General features: G+C 47.2%; 29 protein-coding genes and 2 pseudogenes. 14 read left to right on the forward strand and 17 right to left on the reverse strand.

The features are described 5' to 3' along the window. Nucleotides 1-37 precede the first annotated feature (37 nt). The 3 genes from rpsU to CEW93_RS00085 form a co-directional block, all read right to left on the reverse strand. On the reverse strand, nt 38-253 hold the full coding sequence (gene rpsU / locus CEW93_RS00075) for a 30S ribosomal protein S21 (RefSeq protein WP_066801040.1): 216 nt from the start codon (nt 251-253) through the stop codon (nt 38-40). Between the two features lie 140 nt (nt 254-393). Beyond that, complete coding sequence (locus CEW93_RS00080; protein ID WP_089541116.1) at nt 394-1,314, reverse strand: DUF808 domain-containing protein; 921 nt, start codon at nt 1,312-1,314, stop codon at nt 394-396. A gap of 109 nt (nt 1,315-1,423) precedes the next feature. Next, the gene (locus CEW93_RS00085; protein ID WP_089541117.1) at nt 1,424-3,130 is read right to left on the reverse strand and encodes a SulP family inorganic anion transporter; all 1,707 of its coding nucleotides are present in this window, start codon (nt 3,128-3,130) and stop codon (nt 1,424-1,426) included. A 164-nt stretch (nt 3,131-3,294) separates the two neighbouring features. Between CEW93_RS00085 and CEW93_RS00090 the strand changes: the two genes are divergently transcribed. Beyond that, nucleotides 3,295-3,975, forward strand: coding sequence for a YidB family protein (locus CEW93_RS00090; protein ID WP_089541118.1), 681 nt, complete (start codon nt 3,295-3,297; stop codon nt 3,973-3,975). 217 nt (nt 3,976-4,192) lie between these two features. On the opposite strand, the gene CEW93_RS00095 is transcribed toward CEW93_RS00090, so the two are convergent. Continuing rightward, complete coding sequence (locus CEW93_RS00095) at nt 4,193-4,501, reverse strand: hypothetical protein (RefSeq protein WP_143822809.1); 309 nt, start codon at nt 4,499-4,501, stop codon at nt 4,193-4,195. A gap of 235 nt (nt 4,502-4,736) precedes the next feature. Between CEW93_RS00095 and CEW93_RS00100 the strand changes: the two genes are divergently transcribed. Continuing rightward, a complete protein-coding gene (locus CEW93_RS00100; protein ID WP_255503899.1) occupies nt 4,737-4,958 on the forward strand; it encodes an HPP family protein in 222 nt (73 codons plus the stop codon). A 9-nt stretch (nt 4,959-4,967) separates the two neighbouring features. Continuing rightward, the gene (locus CEW93_RS00105) at nt 4,968-5,213 is read left to right on the forward strand and encodes a hypothetical protein (protein ID WP_186727855.1); all 246 of its coding nucleotides are present in this window, start codon (nt 4,968-4,970) and stop codon (nt 5,211-5,213) included. A gap of 95 nt (nt 5,214-5,308) precedes the next feature. On the opposite strand, the gene CEW93_RS00110 is transcribed toward CEW93_RS00105, so the two are convergent. The 5 genes from CEW93_RS00110 to CEW93_RS00130 form a co-directional block, all read right to left on the reverse strand. After that, on the reverse strand, nt 5,309-5,692 hold the full coding sequence (locus tag CEW93_RS00110; protein WP_089541120.1) for a GNAT family N-acetyltransferase: 384 nt from the start codon (nt 5,690-5,692) through the stop codon (nt 5,309-5,311). Between the two features lie 142 nt (nt 5,693-5,834). After that, nucleotides 5,835-8,243: an EcoAI/FtnUII family type I restriction enzme subunit R gene (gene hsdR, locus CEW93_RS00115; protein ID WP_089541121.1), complete on the reverse strand. Its 2,409-nt coding sequence runs from the start codon at nt 8,241-8,243 to the stop codon at nt 5,835-5,837. Continuing rightward, on the reverse strand, nt 8,240-9,703 hold the full coding sequence (locus CEW93_RS00120; protein WP_089541122.1) for a restriction endonuclease subunit S: 1,464 nt from the start codon (nt 9,701-9,703) through the stop codon (nt 8,240-8,242). Before CEW93_RS00120 ends, hsdR begins: the two co-directional genes overlap by 4 nt. Then, a complete protein-coding gene (locus tag CEW93_RS00125) occupies nt 9,703-11,226 on the reverse strand; it encodes a class I SAM-dependent DNA methyltransferase (protein ID WP_089541123.1) in 1,524 nt (507 codons plus the stop codon). The genes CEW93_RS00120 and CEW93_RS00125 overlap by 1 nt, the downstream gene beginning before the upstream one ends. Nucleotides 11,227-11,402: 176 nt before the next feature. After that, nucleotides 11,403-12,131 (reverse strand): NAD(P)-dependent oxidoreductase, encoded by a 729-nt coding sequence (locus CEW93_RS00130; RefSeq protein ID WP_255503856.1) that lies wholly within the window; start codon nt 12,129-12,131, stop codon nt 11,403-11,405. Nucleotides 12,132-12,240: 109 nt separating this feature from the next. Here CEW93_RS00130 and CEW93_RS00135 point away from each other — a divergent pair, with 109 nt between their 5' ends. Both CEW93_RS00135 and CEW93_RS11050 read left to right on the forward strand, forming a co-directional pair. After that, complete coding sequence (locus tag CEW93_RS00135; protein WP_089541124.1) at nt 12,241-12,648, forward strand: helix-turn-helix domain-containing protein; 408 nt, start codon at nt 12,241-12,243, stop codon at nt 12,646-12,648. A 33-nt stretch (nt 12,649-12,681) separates the two neighbouring features. Beyond that, a complete protein-coding gene (locus CEW93_RS11050) occupies nt 12,682-12,771 on the forward strand; it encodes an N-acetyltransferase (RefSeq protein ID WP_370511925.1) in 90 nt (29 codons plus the stop codon). A gap of 56 nt (nt 12,772-12,827) precedes the next feature. Here CEW93_RS11050 and CEW93_RS00145 read toward each other — a convergent pair whose 3' ends face one another. After that, complete coding sequence (locus CEW93_RS00145; RefSeq protein WP_089541125.1) at nt 12,828-13,106, reverse strand: hypothetical protein; 279 nt, start codon at nt 13,104-13,106, stop codon at nt 12,828-12,830. Nucleotides 13,107-13,136: 30 nt separating this feature from the next. Continuing rightward, entirely contained in the window at nt 13,137-13,547 is a 411-nt protein-coding gene (locus CEW93_RS00150) for a hypothetical protein (RefSeq protein WP_089541126.1), read from the reverse strand. Nucleotides 13,548-13,880: 333 nt separating this feature from the next. Here CEW93_RS00150 and CEW93_RS00155 point away from each other — a divergent pair, with 333 nt between their 5' ends. The 5 genes and pseudogenes from CEW93_RS00155 (at nt 13,881) to CEW93_RS00175 (ending at nt 19,191) form a co-directional block, all read left to right on the forward strand. Further along, nucleotides 13,881-14,615: a pirin family protein gene (locus tag CEW93_RS00155; RefSeq protein WP_089541127.1), complete on the forward strand. Its 735-nt coding sequence runs from the start codon at nt 13,881-13,883 to the stop codon at nt 14,613-14,615. A gap of 59 nt (nt 14,616-14,674) precedes the next feature. Then, nucleotides 14,675-15,358, forward strand: coding sequence for a hydrolase (locus CEW93_RS00160; protein WP_089541128.1), 684 nt, complete (start codon nt 14,675-14,677; stop codon nt 15,356-15,358). A 117-nt stretch (nt 15,359-15,475) separates the two neighbouring features. After that, nucleotides 15,476-15,637 (forward strand): annotated as a pseudogene (locus CEW93_RS00165) (DUF1427 family protein); the annotation flags it as partial. A gap of 65 nt (nt 15,638-15,702) precedes the next feature. After that, the gene (locus CEW93_RS00170) at nt 15,703-17,604 is read left to right on the forward strand and encodes an amidohydrolase (RefSeq protein WP_089541130.1); all 1,902 of its coding nucleotides are present in this window, start codon (nt 15,703-15,705) and stop codon (nt 17,602-17,604) included. 12 nt (nt 17,605-17,616) lie between these two features. Further along, nucleotides 17,617-19,191 carry an MFS transporter gene (locus CEW93_RS00175; protein ID WP_089541131.1) on the forward strand — a complete coding sequence of 525 codons (1,575 nt, stop codon included), beginning with the start codon at nt 17,617-17,619 and terminating at the stop codon, nt 19,189-19,191. Between the two features lie 28 nt (nt 19,192-19,219). Here the strand turns inward: CEW93_RS00175 and CEW93_RS00180 are convergent, their stop codons facing one another. From CEW93_RS00180 to CEW93_RS10755, 5 genes are all read right to left on the reverse strand, one after another. Further along, nucleotides 19,220-20,323 (reverse strand): RNA-guided endonuclease TnpB family protein, encoded by a 1,104-nt coding sequence (locus tag CEW93_RS00180; RefSeq protein WP_089541132.1) that lies wholly within the window; start codon nt 20,321-20,323, stop codon nt 19,220-19,222. Beyond that, nucleotides 20,320-20,595: a nitronate monooxygenase gene (locus CEW93_RS10885; RefSeq protein WP_222432701.1), complete on the reverse strand. Its 276-nt coding sequence runs from the start codon at nt 20,593-20,595 to the stop codon at nt 20,320-20,322. Before CEW93_RS10885 ends, CEW93_RS00180 begins: the two co-directional genes overlap by 4 nt. Further along, nucleotides 20,580-20,990, reverse strand: a complete 411-nt coding sequence (locus CEW93_RS00185; RefSeq protein WP_222432702.1) for a nitronate monooxygenase family protein — start codon at nt 20,988-20,990, stop codon at nt 20,580-20,582. Before CEW93_RS00185 ends, CEW93_RS10885 begins: the two co-directional genes overlap by 16 nt. 178 nt (nt 20,991-21,168) lie before the next feature. Beyond that, nucleotides 21,169-21,912, reverse strand: a complete 744-nt coding sequence (locus CEW93_RS00190) for a DUF305 domain-containing protein (RefSeq protein ID WP_089541133.1) — start codon at nt 21,910-21,912, stop codon at nt 21,169-21,171. A gap of 77 nt (nt 21,913-21,989) precedes the next feature. Further along, nucleotides 21,990-22,133, reverse strand: a complete 144-nt coding sequence (locus CEW93_RS10755) for a hypothetical protein (protein ID WP_174521842.1) — start codon at nt 22,131-22,133, stop codon at nt 21,990-21,992. Nucleotides 22,134-22,303: 170 nt separating this feature from the next. Between CEW93_RS10755 and cueR the strand changes: the two genes are divergently transcribed. Beyond that, complete coding sequence (gene cueR, locus CEW93_RS00200; protein WP_047977620.1) at nt 22,304-22,693, forward strand: Cu(I)-responsive transcriptional regulator; 390 nt, start codon at nt 22,304-22,306, stop codon at nt 22,691-22,693. Between the two features lie 48 nt (nt 22,694-22,741). Beyond that, nucleotides 22,742-23,482 (forward strand): arsenic resistance protein, encoded by a 741-nt coding sequence (locus tag CEW93_RS00205; protein ID WP_089541134.1) that lies wholly within the window; start codon nt 22,742-22,744, stop codon nt 23,480-23,482. Between the two features lie 86 nt (nt 23,483-23,568). Here CEW93_RS00205 and CEW93_RS00210 read toward each other — a convergent pair. Further along, a pseudogene (locus CEW93_RS00210) lies at nt 23,569-24,211 on the reverse strand (cation transporter). A 156-nt stretch (nt 24,212-24,367) separates the two neighbouring features. Between CEW93_RS00210 and CEW93_RS00215 the strand changes: the two are divergent. Continuing rightward, on the forward strand, nt 24,368-24,697 hold the full coding sequence (locus CEW93_RS00215) for a MerR family DNA-binding protein (protein ID WP_255503900.1): 330 nt from the start codon (nt 24,368-24,370) through the stop codon (nt 24,695-24,697). Nucleotides 24,698-24,728: 31 nt separating this feature from the next. After that, nucleotides 24,729-25,142 carry a hypothetical protein gene (locus CEW93_RS00220; protein WP_089541135.1) on the forward strand — a complete coding sequence of 138 codons (414 nt, stop codon included), beginning with the start codon at nt 24,729-24,731 and terminating at the stop codon, nt 25,140-25,142. The last annotated feature ends 20 nt before the right edge of the window (nt 25,143-25,162 follow it).

Here is a 25,162-nt window from a genome sequence, read left to right on the forward strand (position 1 = left end):
AATAAAAACACCCATCAAAAGATGAGTGTTTGTTATATTAGTATTTGCGAACAGTACGTACTTGCTCACGCCATACTTTTTTCTTGTAACGCTTAACAGCAGCCGCTTTTTTGCGTTTACGTTCTTGGGTGGGCTTTTCATAAAACTCTTTTTTACGAACGTCAGCAAGCACACCTGCTTTTTCGCAAGCACGTTTAAAACGGCGGATGGCAATATCCACTGGTTCGTTTTCTTTGACCTTTACTAAAGGCATAAGTTACTCCTATCAAGACAGATAACATCAATTTGGTCGTATTATAATGAGCTGGTACGGTCTTGGGGCGTAGGCATCGACTCAAATTGGGACAAAATAAGCTCCCCATTATAACAGTTTTTCGGTAAATTACAAGATGTTCAATGGGCTTTGCCTGTCATTTTTTTAAATATCACAATAACAGCAACCATGATACAGCCAGCAATAAAGCCAACAATGCCATTGTACAGATTTTCGGTCAGTCCGCCAAACATACCTGACAGCTGCGATAAATGTTCGGCTTGATGATGCAGTATGTCCACACCATGCACCAAAATACCGCCGCCCACCAAAAACATGGCAAGCGTACCAGCGATGGACAAAAACTTCATCAGTTTTGGAGCAAAGGCCAGTAGTAACGCACCAAGTTTTTGACTGGCTGTGTCGGGTTTGTTGGCAAGATGAACGCCTGCATCATCCATCTTGACGATAAGTGCCACCAAACCATAAACACCAACGGTCATCAAAATAGAAATGGCAGACAAGCTCAAAGCCTTCATGGTAAAGGTGGCAGTTGCCATCGTGCCAAGTGAAATGACCACAATCTCAGCCGATAAGATAAAATCGGTGCGGATTGCCCCTTTGATTTTGTCTTTTTCTAAGGCGACCAAATCCACATTGTCATCCGCATTGGCTTCTAGGCGAGCGGTGTGGGCATCAGGGTCATCTAGCTCATGGGGCAGCAGTTTGGGAGCGAATTTATGCAACACTTTTTCTGAGCCTTCATAGCACAAAAACAGCCCGCCTATCATCAATAGTGGCGTAATCAGCCAAGCAGCGATTTGGCTGATGGCAAGAGCGGCAGGCACCAAAATCAGCTTATTGACAAAAGAGCCTTTGGCAACCGCCCACACCACAGACAGCTCTCGGTCAGCTCGTACGCCAGTAACTTGTTGGGCATTGAGTGCCAAATCATCACCAAGCACGCCAGCGGTTTTTTTGGCGGCGACTTTGGTCAGTACGGATACGTCATCAAGTACGGTGGCGATGTCATCTAATAAAAGTAATAAACTGCCTGCCATAGCATTTCCCATCATAAAAATGAATTATTTTAACACAAACACGCATTTTGGGGAAAAATCTCAGTTGAGACTTTGTAATCAGCGTATCAAAGTGGTTTTTGGTTGTGGTTTATTTGGCTGCTGCGTTGCCAGTCAGATGTTGTATGGCATCGCTGGTGCTTAAAAAGGTCTGACCGCTTAGCTCTTTTAGTAGGCAAGTATGAGCCAAACTGTCCATCACAGGTCCTTTAATTTCGCTAAAATGCAGTTTTTTGCCCATCTGGTACAGCTCTTGGTTTAAGCGGGCGAGCATTTCTTGGGCGGATAAATCTAGGTGATTGACCGCTGTCATGATGATGACAATGTCGCAAGCGGTGTGCTGATTGATGAGCTGATAAAGTTTGTCTTTGACGCTTTGGGCGTTGCCAAAATAGAGATTTTCATCAATACGAATGAGCAAAACATCATCAAAAGTACGCACCTCATGACGCAGTACGTTTCTAAAATGCTCGCTGTCGCCCACTTGTCCGACCACCGCAATATGCACCCGATGAGAGCGGTAAATAATCCCTGCAAAGCTGACAAACAGCCCAAAAATCAGCCCCATATTTAGCCCAAAAAACACACAGCCCAAAAAACTTGCCCCAAAATTTATCGCTTCGCCTTTGTCGTGAGCTAGGGCGGTTTTTAGGGTGTCTAAATCTATCATGGCAATCATGGAGCTCATGATAATCGCTGACAAAAGTACATAAGGCAACCCTGCCATATATCCCCCAAAAAACAGCATGATAATCAGCACGCCACAGCCACAGATGACAGATGCCAAGGGGGATTTTGCTCCAAGCATGATGTTTAGGCTGGTGCGAGATAAACCACCTGTAACAGGAAAGCCCCCAAACAAGGAGCTTGCAACATTGGCAAAGCCTAAGCCTTTTAATTCTTGGGTGTTGTCAAAATGTTGTTTGCGTATGCGAGCGATGTTACCTGCCACACTGGCACTAGACACAAAGGCGATGAGTGCGATGAGCAAGGCAGAAGGTAGTAGCTCCACCAAGATGTGTGTATTTAGTACAGGCAGGCGTGGCAAAAACAGCTCTTGGGGTAGGGCGGATAAAGTGGCGATGCCAAAACTTCCCCAGTCCAAGCGGTGATGAAGCACAATCAGTACCACCACACAGCCCACCGCAAAAAATTGCTTGGCGATGGATTGGGTATTTTTTGGAAGTATGCCCCACAGATAATGTGGGCGGTAGCGATTTATGACCAGTAGAGCAAATAACACGATGCCAAGTAAGGCGGTGTATGGCTTTATCCAAGTCTCTACATGGGCTAGGCTTTTTATCATACCAATTAAGCTGTCCCCTGATATGGGCAGACCAATTAAGTGTTTTAGCTGACTGATGATAACTAGGCACGCCGCCCCACTGACAAAACCTGCTGACACGCCACGGCTGATAAATTGCATAATCCAACCAAGTTTTAACAAACTTGCCATCAGCAGGATGACCCCAACAAGCAGCGCCAAGGTGATTGCCATTTGGATATATTGTGGGCTACCTAGGTCATAAGACGATAACGCCCCTGCTGTCATGACGGCGGTGATTGCCACAGGTCCTAGGGCATTGACCGAGCTTGAACCAATATAGGCATATACCAAGGTTGGTACGATGGCACTGTACAGACCCATCACAGGGGGTAAGCCTGCCAGCATGGCGTAGCCTAGGCTTTGGGGTATGACCAGTATTGCCATCATCAGCCCTGCACTGATGTCAGGTAGGGCAGTTTTTGGTTGCTCAATAAAAGGGATAAGCCAGTTTGGAATCAGTTTTTGCCACATAACAAGTCAAGTGTTAAATTTTTGCTATTATAGCATTTGCGTACTAACTCTGTCTTAATGTTCTTAAATTATTATGATTTGTAACATTTTTAAGAAATTATCACCTGTCATCGATTATTTTGATAAAATGCAGGTCATACTTCATTTATTGATAGGAAAATCTCATGAGTCTTTTACAGAACATCGTTACCAAAGTCATCACCAATGCCATGACAGGCAATCAGCCCCAACAACAAAGTGGCTTAGGTGGTTTGCTAGGTGGTCAAAATTCAGGCTTGGGCAATGTGCTTGGTAGCGTGGTCGCCAGTCAAATGGGTGGTCAGTCTAATGCTGGTTTGGGTGGTTTGCTTGGTAGCGTGCTTGGCAGTCAAACACAGCAAAGCCAACAAACTCAACCAAAAGCGGGCGATTTGGGCAGTATTTTAGGCAGCGTGCTAGGCAGCCAAAAACAACAAACACAGTCAGGAGGTTTTAATAAAGGTGCGTTATTGTTGGCGTTGTTGCCGATTGTTTTGGGTCTTATTCAAAGTAATGGCGGTTTGTCAGGTCTATTAGCAAAATTTAATAACAATGGCTTGGGCAACAAAGCCCAATCATGGGTTAATATTGACAGAGATAATGACGGCTTGGACGCAGGTGATATTCTCAGTCTTTTTGGTCAAGAGCAGATTAACGATGTTTGTCGTCAAGTTGGTGCTGACCAAGGTCAAGTTTGCCAAGGCATTGCTGAGCTGTTGCCCCAAGTGGTCAATGATTTAACGCCACACGGTGATGTGCAAGCAGATGAAAAAGAAGCCAATGATGAAATCAGTCAGATTTTAGCCCAATTTAAAAAAGCGTTTTAACGAGCAAATCAAAGCAGGCTTGTTAAGTGATTTTGCCAATATGGTGGTCTAGTAAAGGTACTATCCTAGCTTAAAATCATCTTGGCAAAACTTTAAAAGCGTCCATCACATCATGTAGGCAAATGGGCGTGTCAAACCAAAACTGATTAACGTTTTGGAATACATGATTAAACCATAAAAAATCGGGCAATTTGTCCGATTTTTTAAGTTAAGCTATTCATACTTTTTGTACTCGTTCCAATAAAAACGCCACAAAACTACGCACCGTTGCCACCGTGCCACGATTTTTATAATAAATAACATACAAAGGCACATCTTTAATCTGCCAGTTGGGCAAAAGTTGTATCCAATCATCACAAATCAAATCATCAAAAAGCGGTAATAAGGCAATGCCCAGGGCGTACCGAAACGCAAACCGACATCGATTTGCGTCCACCACATCCACCAAACCAATATCCGCCCGCCAATCAATCGTCAAATCGGGAAACGCCGCCAATCTGTCCCACGGGATTTCCGACAGTCGCACTCGCTGCGCTGCTCCGTCTCAAACTGCATCTATTTCGGGCGTTTTTTCAAAACGTTCAAGTCATTAACGAAAGCCGTTGTTCGTTGTCCACTGCGGCAATCGCATCGCCCTGCCCCGTTTGCGCCGCCACAATCATGCCTTCGCCGATTAAAAACAAGTGATCCGCTGCCATTTGCGCATCTGTAACGCCCGCTTCTGCCAATCGCGTGTGTAACAGCCTGCGGATGTCTTGTTTGTGTGCGGCGGCATGGCGGTGGGTATGGCTGTGGCGCTGATGTTGGTGCTGCGGGTGCCGCATCCGCCAGCGGGATCGAACCCGTTTATTGTGATGTTGGCGGGCGCGGGCTGGGATTTTTTATGGATGCCGACTTTGTTTGGTTCGCTGATTTTGGTGGGCGTGGCGCTGGTGTATAACAATTGCGGATCGGGGCGGCGTTACCCGACGTATTGGTGGTAAAAAACCACGATGATTCAAATGACCCCGCATTTGACCGCCCCCGCCGTGAAAATGCCGACGATGATTGTTCAGGTCAAAGGCGATGCGTGGACGAGAAATCCCGAAGACGAGCAAAAGACTTTTGATTTGCTCGGAGCGAAAGAAAAAGAAATTTTCTGGATTGAAGGCACGACCCGCCGCTTTAAAGACGGCTACAACTGGTTCGGCAGAGAGCCGCAAACCATGCTGGATTTCTTGGCGAAATACATGGATTAAACCCAACGCCGGCAAATGTCCAAGGCTGTCTGAAAAACGTTTGAGCTGTTTTTCAGACGGCTTGACTGTTTTCATATGACGGCAAGCACATTGGCTTAAGCCAATGTTTTTTCATACAGATAATCCACCTCGTGTATGCCTTCGTCGGTTTTTTCCAGCAGGGTGTAGCCGTATTTTTCATACAAACCCAAGTGTTGCGACACCAGATATACCTGCGCAAACCCTTGCTGGCTGGCCTGCGCTTCCAGATGACGCACGATTTTTTCGGACAAACGCTGCCCGCGTGCTTTGGGATCGACATACACCAAGGCAATCCACGGTTTGACGCGGGGCGCGGCAAATAATCTTTGTCCACCAGCGCGCCAAAGCCGATGAAAACGCCGTCTTGGCGAAAAAAATACAAGCCGGCACTTGCGCCATATTCGGCTTGAAAAGCATCTTTTTCCAACAGTGCCGCCAAATGCTTGCCTGCGCCCCATTCAATGCTGCGCAAATAGGCAATGGCTTGATGGGGTTCGGATAAATCGCGGTATGCAATCCAGTTCGGTTTAGACATTTCGTTCTCCTTTCATCAGCGGTTGGGCGGTTTTTCAGATGGCCTTTCCCCATTGACTGCTTGATTTATACGCCCAAGCGCGTTCCCGCCGTGCCGCGTTGATACAGCAGATCGGGCGGAATGTGATACAGATGCCGCTGCACTTCCCGTATCGCGCGCTCGTATTCGCGCTTGCCGCCGAACAGCGAAACAATCTTCATCGGTGTGCCGATGTCGCTGAACGGGGCGTTTTGCAAGATAGCAGTTTGTTCGAGGCTGATGCCTTCGTTCATGTATTTGTCCAAGAGTGCGCTCAACACCGCGCGGCATTCTTCGCTGTATGCCTGCAAAAAGCCGTCTTTTTCCAAGCGGCGGGCGCGTTCTTTTCGGGTCATGGCGGAGCGGTTGTAGGCGATATTCAGGATTAAATCAAAAGGGTCGATACCCTCTGCTTTGCCGTAGGTTTCCTGCAAAATCTCCACCGACAAGCCCGCGTCTTCCAGCGCGTCCAGCACCGCCTGTTTTTTCTCTGCGTCGTTCCACGCCTGCAAGAATACGTCGAGCGTGGCGTATTGGTTCAAAATATTGCGGCGGCTGTAATCGGTGAGGCTTTCGGTGATCAGCCTGCCGTTTTCATCGAGAATTTCCACGCGCTCGTTCAAAATGGTAACGTCCACGCCGCGCACGCGCACCTTTTTCTTTTTCGACTCGTCTTCAGGCGGAACAAAACCGTCGCCGCCTGTTTCGCTGCCGTCCTCTTGCTCTGCTCCGTTTTCAGACGGCCTTCCGCCGCCGGGTACATCATGGATAATCGCATCATCGCCGCTATCGTCCATCACCGACACCGGTTCGCCGTCAAACTCGGGGTCGGCAAACAGATTGGTTACGTTGCGAAAATCCATGATGGTGAAATATTGCTTGCCGTAGGCATCGTTAATCCGCGTGCCGCGCCCGATGATTTGCTTGAACTCGGTCATCGATTTGATTTCGTTGTCCAGCACAATCAGCTTGCAGGTTTTGCAGTCCACGCCCGTGGTCATCAGCTTGGACGTCGTGACCACGGCGGGATAACGCTCGTTGGGGTCGATAAAATTATCCAGCTGCGCTTTGCCCTCGGGGTTGTCGCTGGTAATCCGCATGATGTATTTGAGGTTTTCTTTCATTCGCTCGCGGTTTTCTTTCACCAGGGCATGGCGCATCCGCTCGGCGTGGTCGATGTCGGTGCAGAAGACGATGGTTTTGGCAAACGGGTCGTTCTCTTCCAGCCAGCGGGTAATGCGGCGGGCAACGGCGGCGGTGCGTTCGTCGATAATCAAATGGCGGTCGAAATCTTCGCGCTCATACACACGGTCTTCCACCAAATCGCCGTCGGTGTCGGTGGTGCCCACGGGCGGCCGCCAGCCTTGCAAATCCTTGTCAATGCCCACGCGGATGACTTTATAGGGCGCCAAAAAACCGTCTTCAATGCCCTGTTTTAACGAATAGGTGTACACCGGCTCGCCGAAATAGTGAATATTGTCCGCTTCCGTGCTCACTTTGGGCGTGGCGGTCAGCCCCAAATGGGTTGCGCTCTGGAAATAATCCAGCACCCTGCGCCATTGCGATTCGTCTCTTGCGCTGCCGCGATGGCATTCGTCCACCACAATCAAATCGAAAAATTCAGGCTTGAACTGGCGGAACGGCTCTTCGCCCGCGTCGCCCGCCAGCTGCTGATACAGGCTCATATACACCTCATACGAGCTGTCGAGCTTTTTATGTTCTACTTTGGTGATTTTGTTTTTCAGCGGACGGAAATCGTTTTGTATGGTTTGGTCGATCAAGATATTGCGGTCGGCAAGGTAGAGCACGCGCTTTTTCTGCCCGCTTTGCATCAGCCGCCAGATGATTTGAAACGCAGTGTAGGTTTTGCCCGTGCCGGTTGCCATCACCAACAGCACCCGCTGCTGCCCGCCGCTAATGGCCGCCACGGTGCGGTCGATGGCGATGCGCTGGTAATAGCGCGGCGTGGTTTGCTTGTCGGTATCAAAATGATAATCCGACTGCAACAGCGTCTGCTGGGTATCCGAAAGCCCGCTCTCGCCCGAAAAACGCGCCCACAATTCGCCGTAACTTGGAAATTCGTCTAAGGCCAATTCGCGCTCAACGCCCGTTAAGCGGTCGTGCTCCAAAAAACCCGTGCCATTGCTGGTATAGGCAAAGGGAATGTCCAAAATCTCGGCGTATTCGATCGCCTGCTGCATCCCGTCGCCCAGCGTTTTATCGCGGCTTTTGGCTTCGACAATCGCCAGCGGCAGACGGCGGTTGGGCGCGGTGAGCAGATAATCGGCTTTTTTGCGCTTGCCGCGACGCGCGGTTTTGCCGTGCACCTGAACGCGCCCGTCGGTAAAGAAATACTCCATCAATATTTGTTCTTTCGCCCAGCCCGCCGCTTCAATGGCGGGCGTGATGTGGCGCAGCTTGGTGTCTTCTTCGGTGAGCAGGGGGTTGCGGCTCATGACAGGTTCTCCAAGGATTCGATTTGTGCCAGCAGCGCGTCCAGCTTGGCGACAATACGGGCTTGTTCGGCTAGGGGCGGGAGGGGGATTGGTAAAAGTAAAAGGTCATCCCTACCAACTCCCGGAATCATGCTTTTTGCACTGGCTTTAATTTGCGTTACATACGATTGCAAAATGATTTTTATAAAAGCGAGTTCAACTTTATTGCCAACGGATGTAATTGCCATGACTTGCCGTGCGATATGTGCTTTCTCTTCTTGTAAAAAAGCCATTTCTCCAACCGTACCTTTACAAGTAAATAACAGGCTGCCTTTTTCTGCAACGCTTCTTGGAAATTTTGTCCATCGGCTAATGTTTAATTGCCCGTTATTAAAATGGCTTGCCCCTGTAATATAAGGAACGCCATCGGCGGTTGAACTGTATTCAGACGGCGTCAAATCCTGCCCTGATTTTAGGAAAATAACCTCCCCCAACCTAACCCAAACCCAATTTTCCGGAATGGCAAACGGTTTTTCGTCTTCGCTGATTTCAGGTAGCCCTTTACTTTTTTTCAGACGGCCTGCTTGAATTTGGGCGGCTTTTTCGGCTTGAATTTGTTGGAGCAACTCTTGGGCGTGGCCGTCTCCGCTTTCCTGTTCGGTGAGTTTGCCTTCAATCGCCGCCTGCAACAGCGAAGCGCGCAGCATTTTGGGGAAACTTTTCTGCGCGTCGGCCAGTGCGGTTTCCTGCGCTTTGAGTGCGTCGGTTTCGGCCAGCAGCGCATCCAGCTTGGCAACAATACGGGCTTGTTCGGCTAGGGGTGGGAGGGGGATTGCAACATTACCAACCACCGCACCCGATACTTCTTTGAATGTCGTTCCTGTTCCCAATTTCTCAATTTCAGATTTGAAAGCCAGTAAAACGTAATAAAGATATTCGTTCATAGCCTCCTGAAACGGCACAATAGATTTAAATCCCTGATTGGTTGCCATTTCAGCTTTGGCAATCGCAACATAACCAATCGGGGCACGACTGGAAAATAAAACGCTGCCTTTGGGTAAAAGCCGTGCTGATGAAGACTCCAAACCTTTTTGCGTAATGTTGCGTGCACCTTTCTCTATATATCTTGATGTTAGGCTACGCATATCGGCAGGCGTAATCCACGGAATTGAACCATCATTCCAGTATTCTGAATGGGTTGTTTTAGGCGTGCCCCCGCCGATAATCTGCCCAATCTCCCCCAACCTAACCCAAACCCAATTCTCCGGAATGGCAAACGGTTTTTCGTCTTCGCCGATTTCAGGTAGCCCTTTGCTTTTTTTCAGACGGCCTGCCTGGATTTGCGCGGCTTTTTCGGCTTGGATCTGTTTAAGCAAATCCTGTGCATGGCCATCGTCGGCTTGGCGTTCGGTGAGTTTGCCCTCGATGGCGGCCTGCAACAGGGCGCGGCGCAGGTTGTCGGCAAGTTGCGGGGTGTGCATTATTCGCCCCCCTGATTCAAGTCATCCAAGTCAAGGCCGTCTGAAAGCCCGATAAGCGTGCGGATGTTCGCCAGCCGGGCGTCGATTTCGCGGTTTAATCGGCTGCGTTCGGCGTGATAGCGAGCGATGGTCTCGGCGGGGCTGAACACTTCGGCTTCGTCGTTGGGGTAGCCGCACACATCCAGATTGCAGCCGCCTGCGAGCAGTTCGGCTTTGTCAAAAGCTTTGGCTTGGTAGCTTTCGCGGTCGGGGTCTTGAATTTCGCTGCGGTTGTGCCACCACGCCATGCACTCGGCAAAGTGGGCAAGCTGCATGGGCTTGGTTTTGGAAAAGGCTTTGCGGTCGGCGGGTATATCGACGCGGTAGTACCAAAGTTTTTCAGACGGCATTTCGCCCACCCGAGGTTTGTTAAAAAACAAGATATTGGTGGTAATGCTAGTGTAGGGCGCAAACACGCTTTTGGGCAGGCGGACGACGGTGTGCAGGTCGAAATCGGTGAGCAGGCGGGTTTTGAGTGCGGTTTTGGCGCCGTCGTTACCGAACAAAAAGCCGTCGGGAATGATGATGGCGGCGCGTCCGCCCGCTTTGAGGCGGTACAAAGCCAGCGCGATAAAGAGGTCGGCGGTTTCGCTGGAGCGCAGTTCGGCGGGGAAGTTCTGCTTGATGATGTTCAGCTCGGCGCCGCCGTAGGGCGGGTTCATCAAGATGATGTCGTGGCGGTCGCGCTCGCCGTAGTCGCGCACGTTGTGTTCCAGTGCGTTGCCGTGGCGGATTTGCGGGCTGTCGATGTCGTGCAAAAGCAGGTTGGTAATCGCCAACAGGTGCGGCAGCGGTTTTTTCTCCACGCCGTGTAGGCTGGCGTTGAGGGTCTGTCGGTCGGCTACGGTTTTGACTTGCGGCTCCAGGCGGTTCAAGGCGGACACCAAAAAGCCGCCGGTGCCGCAGGCAAAGTCGGCCACGCTTTCGCCCAATCGGGGATCAATCATCTGCACCATAAAGTCGGTAACGGCACGCGGGGTGTAAAACTCGCCCGCATTGCCCGCGCTTTGCAGGCTTTTCAGGATGGTTTCGTAAATGTCGCCAAAGGCGTGGCGCTCTTTGCTGCTATCAAAATCGATGGCGTCGATTTCGTTAATCAGTTGGCGCAGCAGCGTGCCGTTTTTCATGAAGTTTTTGGCGTCTTCAAACACATCGCGCACGATAAGGTGGCGGCGTTGGGTGCTCTCGGTTACGCGCAGGCTTTTCAGTGCGGGGATTAATTCCTGATCGACGAAACGCAACAGCGCGTCGCCCGTGAGCGCATGACCGTCTTTGCGGTCGCTTGCCCAGTTTTCCCATTGGTACTCGTCGGGAATAATGGATTGGTAGCGGTCTTCGATCAGCGCCCAGTTTTGTTCTTTGTTGCCGTAGATTTTGAGGAAAAGCAGCCAGGTCATCTGCTCGATGCGCTGCGCATCGCCGTTAATGCCCGCATCGCCGCGCATGATGTTCTGAATGGATTTAACGAAGGTGTTGAGACTCATAAGCGTTTGTTTGTATTTAAAATTATTTGCCATTATAATGTTTTGGCGCGGAAATATCAAAGTTTGTAAAGGGAAGACGAGGCACTGTTGCCAGCTATCGCTTTACGACCGCGCAATACGATTGGCAAATCGTAAGTACATCTTGCCGCCGGCGGAGACCGTCTGAAAAAACGCGTTTATTGTGCGGCAACGGTAAAGCGTTGGTGCAGATGTGCTTTGTTTTCCACATCGTCGGCAATGGCAATCGCCAAATCCGCCACGCTGATGCCGGCGGGAGCATCGCCTGCCATCAGCAGGTCTTCACCGCCCAAGCGGTATGCACCGGTACGCTCTTCGCTGTAACCGCCGGTAACGCCGAGCAGGGTGGGCGGTGATACGAACGCCCAGTTCACATCGCGGCGGTCGCGCAAAGCATTGAGCAGATGGCGGGCGGCATTGGCACCGGCAAAATATTCTTTCGGAAAATCAGGGGTGTCGAGCACTTGAACGCCCGGGGCGACATAAAGGCTGCCCGCACCGCCCACAATCAGCAAATATGGCACTTGCGCGCTCTGGGCGGCGGCGATGATGGCGTTTGAGCCTTTGGTGTAGTCTGCCGCCAGATTCGGGTTGCTCCAACTGGTGTTGAACGCGCTCACCACGGCATCGAAGCCTTGCAATTTGTCGGCAAAATCTGCCGCATTCACATCAGCGACAACCGCCTGTACGTTCGGTTTGCCGGCAACTTTTTCCGCGTCGCGAGCAAAAGCCGTGACCTGATGGCCGCGTGAAGCCAATTCGTTGACGACCGCGCTGCCCACATAACCGGTTGCGCCAATGACTGCGATTTTTTCATAGTATTTTCCTTTTAAAATAAGAAAGATAAAAAATAATCCGGCTTGCCGCGAAAGTAAGCGGTTTGCCAAATCGGTTGACGGGGCGTATTATCGGCACCTAACTTACGATTAGGAGGTACTTACACGATTGTTAGTTTGTAAGAATTTTTATACATCATTATTTTTTAGGAAAATAAAAATGAAAAAAAATTCCAACCCCATATTGCGCGGCAATGTATTGGCGCAAAAATGCCCCTCGCGTCCCATCATGCAGCACCTGACCAACCGCTGGGGCACGCTCGTCATGATTGTGTTGCGTGACGGCACCAAGCGTTTTAGCGAACTGCGTAAAGCCATTGAAGGCATTAGCGAACGCATGTTGGCGCAAACCCTGCAACAGCTGGAACAAGACGGCATGGTGCACCGCCAAGACTTCCAAACCGTGCCGCCGCATGTGGAATATTCGCTCACGCCTTACGGCGCGCAGGCGGCGGACAAGCTGGCGGATTTGGTGGATTGGCTCGAAGGCAACCTGCCCGACATTCTCGCCGCGTCCGCCCCAAACCGGACAACTCAGGTGCACCTAGCAAACAGAAAGGTTGTCTGAAAACGGATTGCTGATGTTTTCAGACGGCCTTTTATAGGACAAAAAGTCAAACCTGTTTGCCTTTTTGTCCAAAAGTACATTGACAAACACCCAGAATATCAAGATTTGGTTTATCAGGCGTGATGACAGATGGTTATTTGGTTTGGGTGCGATAATCCAAGCCAGTACTTGATGGCTGTTTAGTCAAATAATGGCAAGCGTTCATAAAATAAGCGAGCAAATTGTGCTGATAACACTAACATTGCTAACAACATCAGGGTAACTTTTAGCAGTTGAGCAATGAGTTTTTGCCATGTGAGTTTGCATAACACATTATCCAATAAAAAGCCACTGGCAGATATTATCAAGAAAATGATTAAAAATAACCCATGTGCCATCACATTGGTCTGATATAAAAAATAAGAATAGCCAACCAAAACACCTGTGGTCAGCCATAATAGCAACAACAAATCAGTCAAGAGATTGCCCCGATAAGATGACGAGTGGCTTTAATTGACAATGATTTCTAGGCGAAATGGCACTGTTTGATTGCGACGAGCAGAAGCACGCATTTGATAGACAGAAATTTTGTACTCACCAGTGGCTGGTGCAATGGCTTCAAATTGTTCGCCTTGGGTTGAGCTATTAAACAATGCCTCATCACCATTTGGAGCAAAGATGTTAAAATAGGCAAATGGTGCATGTGTTGCTAGACTGATATTTAAAACTTGTCCTTTTTCGGCATAAAAGCTAAATTGCTTGGTGTCATATCCTGTAATTTTGCCTTCATGGTGCCAAACATTGCTTGGGTGATTTAAAGTTTGTTTGGGGGCTGATGTGTTTGTGGTTAAGGGTTTTGCGGCACAAGCGGTCAGCGATGTGATGGCAAAGATGAGTGCAAAGGACAGTTTGGTTTTCATAAAGTGTTTATTATCAAATTAAAAGGGTTTCTATTTTAGCACATCGTATCACCAGATTTGTTTCTTATGTTTGGCTCCTGTTGTGGATTTTTGTACAAAAATACATTGACAAACATGCAGAATATCAGGGCGGTTTGTGGCACATTTAAGATAACAAACATAAATCACCACGCAAATAAATTCCCATAACTCTGCAAAAATCATTACAATTGTTCTTATAAAGATTTTATCGTTCTATTTTTGAAAAGATAGATTGCAAAAATGGCGGTTTATCAGATAAACAGATTGCGTTATAATTTACAGCAATTAAATAACACCCTTTTGGAGCATCTTATGCAAACCGTTTATCACGCTGCCGACTCTCGTGGCAATGCCAATCACGGTTGGTTAAAAAGCCGTCATACCTTTAGTTTTGCCAACTACTACGACCCACAGCGTATGGGCTTTGGCGTACTTCGTGTCATCAATGATGACTTTGTTGAAGGTGGCATGGGCTTTGGTACGCACCCACACCGTGATATGGAGATTATCTCTATTCCGCTATCAGGTGATTTGGCACACAAAGACAGTATGGGCAACGGCAGTATCATCAAAAACGGCGATGTGCAAGTGATGTCAGCAGGTACTGGCGTAACCCACAGCGAAATGAATGCCAATGCGGATAAGCCTGTCAAGTTTTTGCAAATTTGGGTACTCACTCGCAAAAATGGCGTACAGCCACGTTATCAGCAAATCACCATCGCTGACCAAGCTCGCCCTAATGATTTTCAGCAAATCCTATCACCCAATGCCGATGATGATGGCGTATGGATTCATCAAGACGCTTGGTTTTCGCTCGCCAATTTTGACAAAGACGTCTCTCGCCATTATGACGTGAAAAAGCAAGGCAATGGCGTGTATGTATTTGTCATCAAAGGCGAAGCCAAAATCGGCGACACACAGCTCAATGAGCGTGATGGTTTGGGCGTGTGGGCAACCGATGGCTTTGAGGTAACCGCCACCAGCGACGCTCAAATTTTGCTGATGGATGTACCAATGGACATCGCTGCCAATACCAATCAGCGTTAATTATTATCAAAAAATTCACTCACGGACACTTATTGTCCAAATTCAAACAGGAGACAGTTATGTCAAATAAATTTTTAGACCTATTAACCCCAGAAAACAGCCAGCTGATTTTTATTGACCATCAGCCACAAATGGCGTTTGGTGTACAATCTATTGACCGTCAAACTCTAAAAAATAACGTGGTTGCCTTGGCAAAATCTGCCAAAGTGTTCAACATTCCGACCATCATCACCACTGTTGAAACCGAAGGCTTTTCAGGTCATACCTATCCTGAGCTACTGGCGGTTTTCCCAGAAAACAAAATCTTAGAGCGTACTTCTATGAACTCTTGGGATGATCAAAACGTGCGTGATGCCCTAGCTGCCAACGGTCGCAAAAAAGTGATTGTCGCAGGTCTTTGGACAGAAGTATGTAACTTAGGCTTTGCCCTAGCAGCGGCGGCCGAAGGTGATTATGACATCTACATGGTGGCGGACGCATCAGGTGGCACATCGGTAGAAGCTCACGAATACGCCATGCAACGCATGATTCAAGCAGGCATTATCCCTGTAACATGGCAACAAGTGCTACTAGAATGGCAACGTGATTGGGCGAAAAAAGACACTTATGATGCCGTACTTGACATCGTCAAAGAGCATTCAGGTGCGTATGGCATGGGTGTAGATTATGCTTATACCATGGTACACAAAGCCCCAGAGCGTGTAACACACGGTGAGCGTATTGGTCCTAACCCTGCCAAATAATCGCAAACGATGGTTTATCCCAAAGGCGTGTTTTTTAATACGCCTTTGTTGTTTAAACGCTTTATGTTTTTATAAAAAGTTAGGTAAAGAATTTAAATCTTTTCCCAAGGAAAACCGATGAAAATGTATGTTTTTTCGTTTGGGGCAGGTATTTTGGTGGGCGTGGTGTATTATTTATTAAACGTCCGCTCGCCTGCACCGCCTGTTGTTGCCTTGCTTGGGCTTTTGGGTATGCTTATTGGCGAACAAGCCATTCCCATGGTCAAACAATGGGCATCGCCCAACAGTCAAATCAGTAGCCAAGTTAGCCCAAACCCAGCCAACCTCCACGATAAGGAAAGCACATGAGCACAAACCAACCTGTGATTGATACCATTTTTTATAATGGCAACATCACCACCTTAGACAAAGCCAATCCGACCGCCCAAGCCGTTGCCATCAGTCAAGGCAAATTTGTGGCGGTGGGTGATGACAACACCATTTTAGCCATGTCAGGCAGCCAAACTCGCTGTATCAACCTAAAAGGCAGACGGGTACTACCGGGACTGTTTGACAACCACACCCACATCATTCGTGGCGGTCTCAATTACAATCTTGAACTGCGTTGGGACGGCGTGCGTAGCCTTGCTGATGCCATGGCAATGCTTAAAGCCCAAGTGGACATCACCCCCGCCCCGCAGTGGGTGCGTGTGGTTGGTGGTTTTACCGAACATCAGTTTGCAGAAAAACGCCTGCCGACCATCGCTGAGATTAACGCCATCGCCCCCGATACGCCGGTGTTTATTTTGCATTTGTACGACAGAGCTTTGTTAAATGGGGCGGCACTCCGAGCAGTGGGCTACACCAAAGACACGCCAGACCCTGTGGGCGGCGAGATTTTGCGTGATAGTAAAGGCAATCCAACGGGGCTGTTGCTTGCCAAACCCAATGCCATGATTTTGTATTCCACCCTTGCCAAAGGTCCAAAATTACCCTTTGACTATCAAGTCAATTCCACCCGTCATTTTATGCGTGAGCTGAACCGCTTGGGCGTAACAGGGGTGATTGACGCAGGTGGCGGTTTTCAAAATTATCCAGATGATTATGAAGTCATTCAAAAATTGTCTGATGACAATCAGCTGACTGTGCGTATTGCCTACAATTTATTCACCCAAAAACCCAAAGAAGAAAAAGAAGACTTTTTACGCTGGACGTCCTCGGTCAAGTACAAACAAGGCACTGATTATTTTCGCCACAATGGGGCAGGCGAGATGTTGGTATTTTCTGCCGCTGACTTTGAAGATTTTCGCCAGCCACGCCCTGACATGCCCCCAGAGATGGAAGGTGATTTGGAAGAAGTGGTGCGTATTTTGGCACAAAACAAATGGCCTTGGCGACTGCACGCCACTTATGATGAGACCATTTCTCGTGCTTTGGACGTGTTTGAAAAGGTCAATCAAGACATTCCACTTGACGGCATCAACTGGTTTTTTGACCACGCTGAGACCATCTCGGACAAATCCATTGACCGCATTGCCAAACTAGGCGGTGGCGTGGCGGTTCAGCACCGTATGGCATATCAAGGTGAGTATTTTGTGGAGCGTTATGGGGCAGCCGCCGCCCAAGCCACACCACCTGTCAAGCGTATCTTAGAAAGTGGCGTGAAGGTTTCGGCAGGCACGGACGCCACACGGGTGGCTTCTTATAACCCTTGGGTGTCCTTATCTTGGCTGACCACAGGTAAAACGGTGGGCGGTTTGGCACTTTATCCCAATGAAAACTTGCTAGACCGAGAAACTGCTTTGCGTATGTGGACGGAAAATGTGGCGTGGTTTTCTAATGAAGAAGGCAAACGTGGTCGCATAGAAGCAGGTCAATTAGCCGATTTTATCATTCCAAGCAAAGATTATTTTGCCGTCAGTGATGATGAGTTGCCCCATTTGACCTCGCATTTGACGGTGGTGGGCGGTAAAGTGGTGTTTGGTGATGGCGAATTTTCATCGCTTGATGACAATCCCTTGCCACCTGCCATGCCAGAGTGGTCGCCAACTCGCCGTTTTGGGGGTTATGGGGCATGGGCGGACAGCGATTTGAGCCAAAATGCCTTTACCCCTGCCCAAAGTCAAGCCATGATGGCAAGCTGCGGCTGTGGCACAAGCTGCGGACTACACGGACACAACCACGCCAAAGCTTGGGGCTCGTCTATCCCAAGTAGCGATTTAAAAAGTTTCTTTGGGGCGTTGGGCTGTGCTTGTTGGATGGCGTGATGGGGGCGTGTGATGACTGACAATTCAAGCAGTTTTGCCCCCCTAAAAGTCAAAATCTTTTTGGTGCTGTGGCTGGCTACCATCTTGGGCAATGTCGGCAGTTTTATCCGTGATGTCGGCAGTGCGTGGATTATGACCGATTTGTCGCCCTCACCGATGGCGGTGGCGATGGTGCAAGCGGCGGCAACCTTGCCCATCTTTTTGCTGGCAATCCCTGCTGGGGTGCTGTCTGACATCTTGGACAAACGCAAATTTTTGATTGGCATTCAGATACTGATGGCAGCAAGTAGCATAGGTCTTATGCTACTGTCCGCCTTGGGTATGCAGTCGGTGGCGTCTTTGATTGGCTTGACTTTTTTAAGCGGTATTGGCGTGGCACTCATGGGACCGACATGGCAAGCCATTGTCCCTGAGCTGATTGACAAAGCCCAACTTAAAAATGCCGTCGCCCTAAACTCGCTGGGTATCAATATCGCTCGTGCCATTGGTCCTGCCTTGGGCGGACTTATTTTGGCAAGTTTTGGTGTGGCGGCTGCCTATGGGGCGGACGTGCTGAGCTATTTGGTGGTGATTGGAGCACTCATTTGGTGGAAACGCCCCGCCCAAACCAAAGACGCTTTGTCGGAAAACTTTGTTGGAGCCTTTAAAGCAGGGCTACGCTATGCCAAAGCCAGCCGTGAGCTACACGTCATTTTGTGGCGAGTACTGATATTTTTTGTGATGGCAAGTGCGGTGTGGGCACTGCTACCTTTGGTTGCCAAAAATTTATTACAAGGCGACGCCAGTTTTTATGGCATCATGCTTGGCTTGGTGGGTATTGGGGCGATTGTGGGGGCGGTGGCATTGCCCAAACTGCGTGCCAAACTTACCGCTGACCAGATTTTGCTAGGCTCGGCACTTATCACAGGGGCGGTCATGCTTGTCTTGTCCTTGTCGCCTGCCAAAGCGGTCGCCTTGGTGCTGTTGTTATTTTTGGGCATGGCGTGGATTGGTGCTTTAACCACCCTAAACAGCTTAACCCAAAGCATTTTGCCAAACTGGGTGCGTGGGCGTGCTTTGGCACTGTATTTGATGGTGTTTAATGGGGCGATGACCTTGGGTAGTGTGGCGTGGGGAGCCATTGCCACGCAAGTGGGCTTGGTGGGGACATTGATGACGGCAAGTGGTGCTTTGGTGGCAAGTAGTGTGCTTGCGTACAAACTCAAACTGCCCAAAGATACGCTCAACACCACGCCTGCCAATCATTGGGCATTGCCACAAACGCAAATTGACATTGAGCCTGACCAAGGACCTGTGTTGATACAAATTCGCTACCAGCCAAATCCAGAACGCCAAAGCGAGTTTTTAAAAGCGATTTACGAGCTTTCGGTAGAACGTTACAAAGACGGAGCGTATCAATGGGGCATTACCCAATGCACCGAAGAAGCAGGCGTGTTTTTGGAGTACTTTTTTGTGGAATCGTGGCAAGAGCATTTACGCCAACACCAGCGTGTCTCGTGTGCCGATGCCATGCTCCAAGAAGAGATTTTGGGCTACTTACAGCCTGATACTAAGCCTGTGGTGCGTCATTATTTGACGGCTCGCTGACAACTAAGTCATTGACCTCCTCCCCTCCCTAAAGTGAGGGGATTCCTTCTACAAGACGGTCAAGCCCGACCGCAAGAATGTTCTTGCTGGCATTAACATCTCTATCATGCCATGTGCCACACTTTGCACAAGTCCATTCTCTTATTCGCAAACCTGCTCTACCTTTCGGACTACTGGACATATCGCCACAGCACGAGCAAGTTTGGGTAGTGTATTTCTCATTCACGATTTCAAAACGGCAACCTGCATTCTTACATTTGTAGGTCAGTTGTCGTTTGAGTTCAAACCAACCTGCATCGTAAACCGATTTGGCTAGTTTGCTTTTTTTGCTGTTAAATTGAGTGGTTTTAACATCACCTACCACGATTAGGGCATTATCCTTGACTAATTGGGTGGTGAATTTGTGAGTTAAGTCTTGACGTGTGTTTTTGATTTTGGCATGGATTGCCTTTACCCGTTGCTTATTTTTGGCACGCTGAGCAATGGCTAACTCTTTGGCATATTTTAGGGTTTGTTTGATTTGTAGTTTTTCGCCATTTGAAGTAGTTGCACTGTCTTTTAAACCTAAGTCTATGCCAACACTACCAGTTCCACACGATTGTTTCGGATAGTCTTTGACGGTAATACACGCATACCAACGATTACGACTATCTTGGACAATGTCGCAAGTGTTGATTTGATATAGTGATAGGTTGTAGCTATCCCATAGGTCAATGACCAGCTTTTGACCTTTGGATAAACTAAGTTGTAATTTGGATTTTAAGCCCTTTTTGCCTGTTTGGTAAGTGGCAATGTGTTTAATGGCAGATTGTTTAAACGGCAACCAACCTAATGATTTGTGTTTAGACTTTGGATTATTGGTTCGCCATGATAATTTAGCCTTTTTAAATTGTTTTCGGTTTTTGGCGTGGGTTTCATTGATAGCTTGAATGGTTTGAGAGTGCAAGCCCAGTAATTCACCGCTACCTTTGGTATATTCGTTTAGGTCGTAAGCACTCAAGAATTTACCCGTCTTTTGTAGGTATTTGTAACTTAAATCATTAACATAGTTCCACACAAAATTGACCGAACCGCTTAGGCGGTTTAGTTGGTCTATGTGCTTATCTCGTATGCGTAACTTGAGTGTTTTCATGGGGTTATTATATCATATTTTGGTTTAAAGTCGCCTTGTATCCACCGCCTAAAGTCGGTGGTTTTACGGCAACGATGGATAAACGCTGTCTGAACCGCTTTTTTATCGGCAATGCCGCCAGCGAGCATCATCGGCAAATCCACTTTACCCACAAATTCCGCCAATACATTAAAACTGCCAATTTCTTTCATCGGCAAGGTTCCGCCTTCATCAAACCCTGTCAGCACCAAAATATCCGCACCCAATTTTTGCGCTTTTAAAGCGTCTGGCAAATTCGGATTCGGCAGGCGACAAATGATTTTAATGCCTGCTGTTTGAGCTTGGCGTAAATCGCTTCATCCAGCCAACCATTATCCAGTACCACAGGCACTTGCTCTTCAATCAGCAAATCCACCATCAGCGGAATCAGCGAAAAGTCATAAGACAACATAAATGGCACGCCAAAAGGCTTATCCGTCAAGGCTTTGACTTTGCGAATTTCGGCACGCATACGGTCTAATACATCTTGATTAGATGTTGGATTGGTGGTTTGTCCAGCGTGTGGGGCTAAAAATCCCAATCCGCCAGCATTAGCAACGCTCGCCACCAAATGTGCATCGGTCAGCCACGACATTGGGGCTTGGACAATGGGATATTTGATGTTTAGGATTTGGGTAATGCGGTTCATAAAATTTTCTCTTTAAAATAAATGGAATGGGGGTATTATAAATTTTATAATTGGCAATGGAATGGCGTTTTTTGGAAATTTGGTTTTCAAATATGGAAATTAACTTTCAGGCAGCCTGAAAGTTTTTTAAAGTAAAAAACACCGCTTTATCAAAAGCGGTGTTTTTGCCTTATTGCCTCTACTGTTTTAGCCAGTCTTGCATCAGCTTGATTTCAGGTTCTTGGGCTTTGATGATGTCTTGAGCAAGCTTTTTCATTTTTTCGTCTTTGCCGAACTGTAATTGCACTTTTGCCATCTCGACCGCCCCTTGATGATGCGGAATCATTGCTTTGGCAAAGGCGACATCAGGGTCGGTCTCATAAATTGCCGTCATCATTTCGCTGTGTGAATTGTCCAAGGCATAGGCTTTGGCGTGTGGGGCGTTGGCGTTTTGGGTGGTCGTGTCTTTGCCATTCAGCCAGCCATTCATCAAGTCAATTTCGGCTTGTTGCCCATCAATAATCGCTTGGGCAAGTTTTCTCATTGTTTCGTCTTTGCCAAATTCAAGCTGTACTTTTGCCATCTCAACTGCTCCGATATGGTGCGGAATCATACCTTTGGCAAAAGCGGTATCAGCATCGGCAAGATTGCCCGCTTTGCTCATCTCATCGCCCATCTTGTTCATCATTGCAAGATAGGCTTGGGTATGGGGCGGAGCATTTTGAGTGTCCATCGCCATAGCAGAGTGGTTCATATGGGCGTGGTTCATCTCTGCGTGCCCGTTTTGGTTATTTGGGCTGTCGTGGGTGGTTTGGGTGTGGTTATTGTCGCCCACCATCGAGTGCGTCGGCACTTCGTTTTTGCCGTCGGCACAAGCGGTTAAAGTCGCCAAAATAAGGGCAAGGGCAGATAATTGTACGGCACGGTTTTTAAACATTTTCATTACAGTTTTCCTTATCAAAATGGGATTTGGCAAACATTGGGCAAACATAAGTCCGCCCAATGTTTTTAGCTAATCAATTACTTGCAATCACAATCGCCACAAGTGCAGTTTTGACAAATGCACGGCTCGCCATTTTGGCAGTTGCATTTTGGATTGCAATTTTGCCCTGTGCAAGATTGGCAACCGCAGTGGGCGTTTGGGTTTTTGATGATGTCGTTCATAACAATTCTCCAAATTAAAGGTTGATTATCAAAACAAAGTGCTTTTAAGCGATTAAAAGCATTGCTTTTTTGTTTTGATGTGCGTATCATAAACCCTAACCTTACGTTAGGGTCAAGAGTTATTTTTACTTGATAACATTTTTTTACACACCACTCAATAAGGAGCAACAATGAACATCGGACAAGCGTCTAAATCTACACAACTTTCCGTCAAACAAATCCGTGATTATGAAAAAGCAGGCTTATTAATTAACCCATCACGCAGTGAAGCAGGTTATCGGATTTATAACTCCAATGACATCGCTCGGCTAAAATTCATCGCCAAAGCCCGCAGCGTCGGTTTTTCGCTTGCACAGATTGGCGAGCTTTTGGCACTGCAAGACAATCCACACCGCACAAGTGCTCAGGTCAAAACGCTCATCGCCAGTCATATTGATTTTTTATCCAATAAAATCAAAGAATTAAAATCAATGCAACACACCTTGCAAGCGTGGAGCGATGCCTGCGGGGGCGATGACAATCCCGACTGCCCCATCTTAAAAGGCTTGAGCGATTTTTAACCACCATCAAAGCAGATGAATGCCATAGCTTGATAACAGCCTTTTACGATGGCACTTGTGGGCTGGTTGTTTTTTCGGGTGTTTTTTGCAGGTTGGGTGGACGCACAGTCGGCACAAGAATACATTGCCGGCATGATTTTGCTGGGTGTGGCACCGTGTACGGCAATGGTGTTTGTGTGGTCGCAACTGGTCAAAGGCGACCCCAATTACACGCTGGTGCAAGTGTCTTTAAATGATGTGATTATGATTTTTGCCTTTGCCCCGATTGCAGGGCTACTTTTGGGTATGAACGACATCACAATCCCGTGGGATACGCTGTTTTTTAGCGTGTTGCTGTATTTGGTGTTGCCTTTGCTTGTGGGAGTTGCCACTCGCAAATCTTTGCAAGATGAACACAAAATTCGCCAATTCAGCCAGCGTTTTAAGCCTTTGTCTATCTTGGGATTGTTATTGGCGGTGGTGCTGTTGTTTGCGTTTCAGGCACAAACCATTGTGGATAAGCCGATGATTATCCTGCTGATTGCCATTCCTTTATTGGTGCAGACTTACGGCATTTTTGCCTTGAGTGCGATTTGGGCAAAATGGCTTAAATTGCCCCACGCCATTTCCGCCCCTGCTTGCTTAATCGGCACAAGCAATTTTTTTGAATTGGCGGTGGCGATTGCTTTATTTGGTTTAAATTCAGGGGCGGCATTGGCAACGGTGGTGGGCGTGTTGGTTGAAGTGCCTGTGATGTTGTCGCTGGTGTGGTGGATAAACCGAAAATCGCTGGAAAATAAAGGGGTGTAGGTTTTCAGGCAGCCTGAAACTTATTTTTGCAAAATTCCCAAATAAAAAACACCGCTTGAAAATCAAATTCAAACGGTGTTTATAAATTAACTGACTTTTAATTCCACCCAAGCCCTTTTGATGATTTCTTGACTGGCTTGTAATGCTAAAAATGCCAAAACAAAAGCTACAATTAAATCAGGATATTTTGATTGAAAAAAATAAACTGCTATACCAGCCAAAATCACTGCCACATTACCAATCGCATCATTGCGAGAACATACCCATACACTTCGGACATTACTGTCGCCATCACGGAATTTTAATAATATCAACAATGCCGACACATTCACCAACAACGCCAAAAATCCCACAATGCTCATTTCGCTATAACTGGGAATTTCCCCATAAAACGCACGATAAATGGTTGTAATTAAAATAAACACGATAAATGGTTGTAATTAAAATAAATAAGCCAAAAACGCCCATCGTTAGCCCCTTAACCATAGATGCTTTGGCACGGTAACTTAATGCCATTGGTAAAACAATCAAACTTATTAAATAATTGGCACTATCGCCCAAGAAATCCAAGCTGTCCGACAACAGCGAAGTTGAACCCGATTTAACCCCCATTACAATTTCCACAAAGAACATTGATAAATTTAATACCAAGACAATCCACAAGGCTTTTTTGTACTTGGGTGATTGGTGAATGGGCTGATTTGAACTGCAACAACTTTGGCACGCCATAACAAACTCCGAAAGATGATTGAAATTTGCTATAATATAAACTCCGTAGTCATTACAGGGTCAAGTACAATGTCAAAAATTTTTCAAATTAAACAAGCCAGTGAACAAACAGGCGTGCATTTGGAAACCATTCGTTATTATGAAAAATAAGGTTTAATCAAGCCAACTTTTCAAGCTAATGGCTACCGAGTTTTTGATGAAAATCAGCTAGAACAATTACGCTTTATTAAAACTTGTCGCAATATCGGTTTCTCTTTAAAAGATATTCAGGTCTTATTGGCATTCCAAACAACTCCCAATCATCAATGTGATGATGTTGATGAATTAACCCAAAAACATTTATCGCATATCAATGAACAAATTAAGCAATTACAAGAAGTTAAATCATTTTTGGAACAAATTATTGGTTGTCAAAATAAATTACATACAAATGGTTGCTTGCCCATAGCCACAAATGGTAGTATGGGCAAGCAATCTATTAATTAATCAACCATTAGCCTATGAGCTAGGATAAAAAATGTTAAAAAAATACTTATTGGTAATATGTTGTGTATTTATGTTGCCTAATTTGGCAAATGCAAATCAACATACCGACCAAAAAGATACCGTTGTGCGTGATTTTACCGCAGCAGGTAATATATCAGAAAACGAAGGCTGGCGAGTGGTTATCAAAAGAAATAGAATGTCCCTTGAATTAACAAAAAATAATGAATTTCATCGCAAAATCAAAGTTAAGCGTTCAGCTTACGCTAAGGGCGTAGAATTTACAGGGTTTACATCATCAGACAGTGAAGTAACAATAAATATTAATAGCAAGCCTTGTGTTGATAGCAATGGCAACACCAATGAATTTACAGCTAAGCTTTATTATAAAGGTAAAGTTATGCAAGGTTGTGCGGTGCGTGGTGCTTTTGGCTATGCACCAACCTAATTGATTTGACCATATTAAAC

The sequence above is a fragment of the Moraxella sp. VT-16-12 genome (genome assembly GCF_002224245.2).
In the GTDB taxonomy this organism is placed as follows: Bacteria; Pseudomonadota; Gammaproteobacteria; order Pseudomonadales; family Moraxellaceae; genus Moraxella.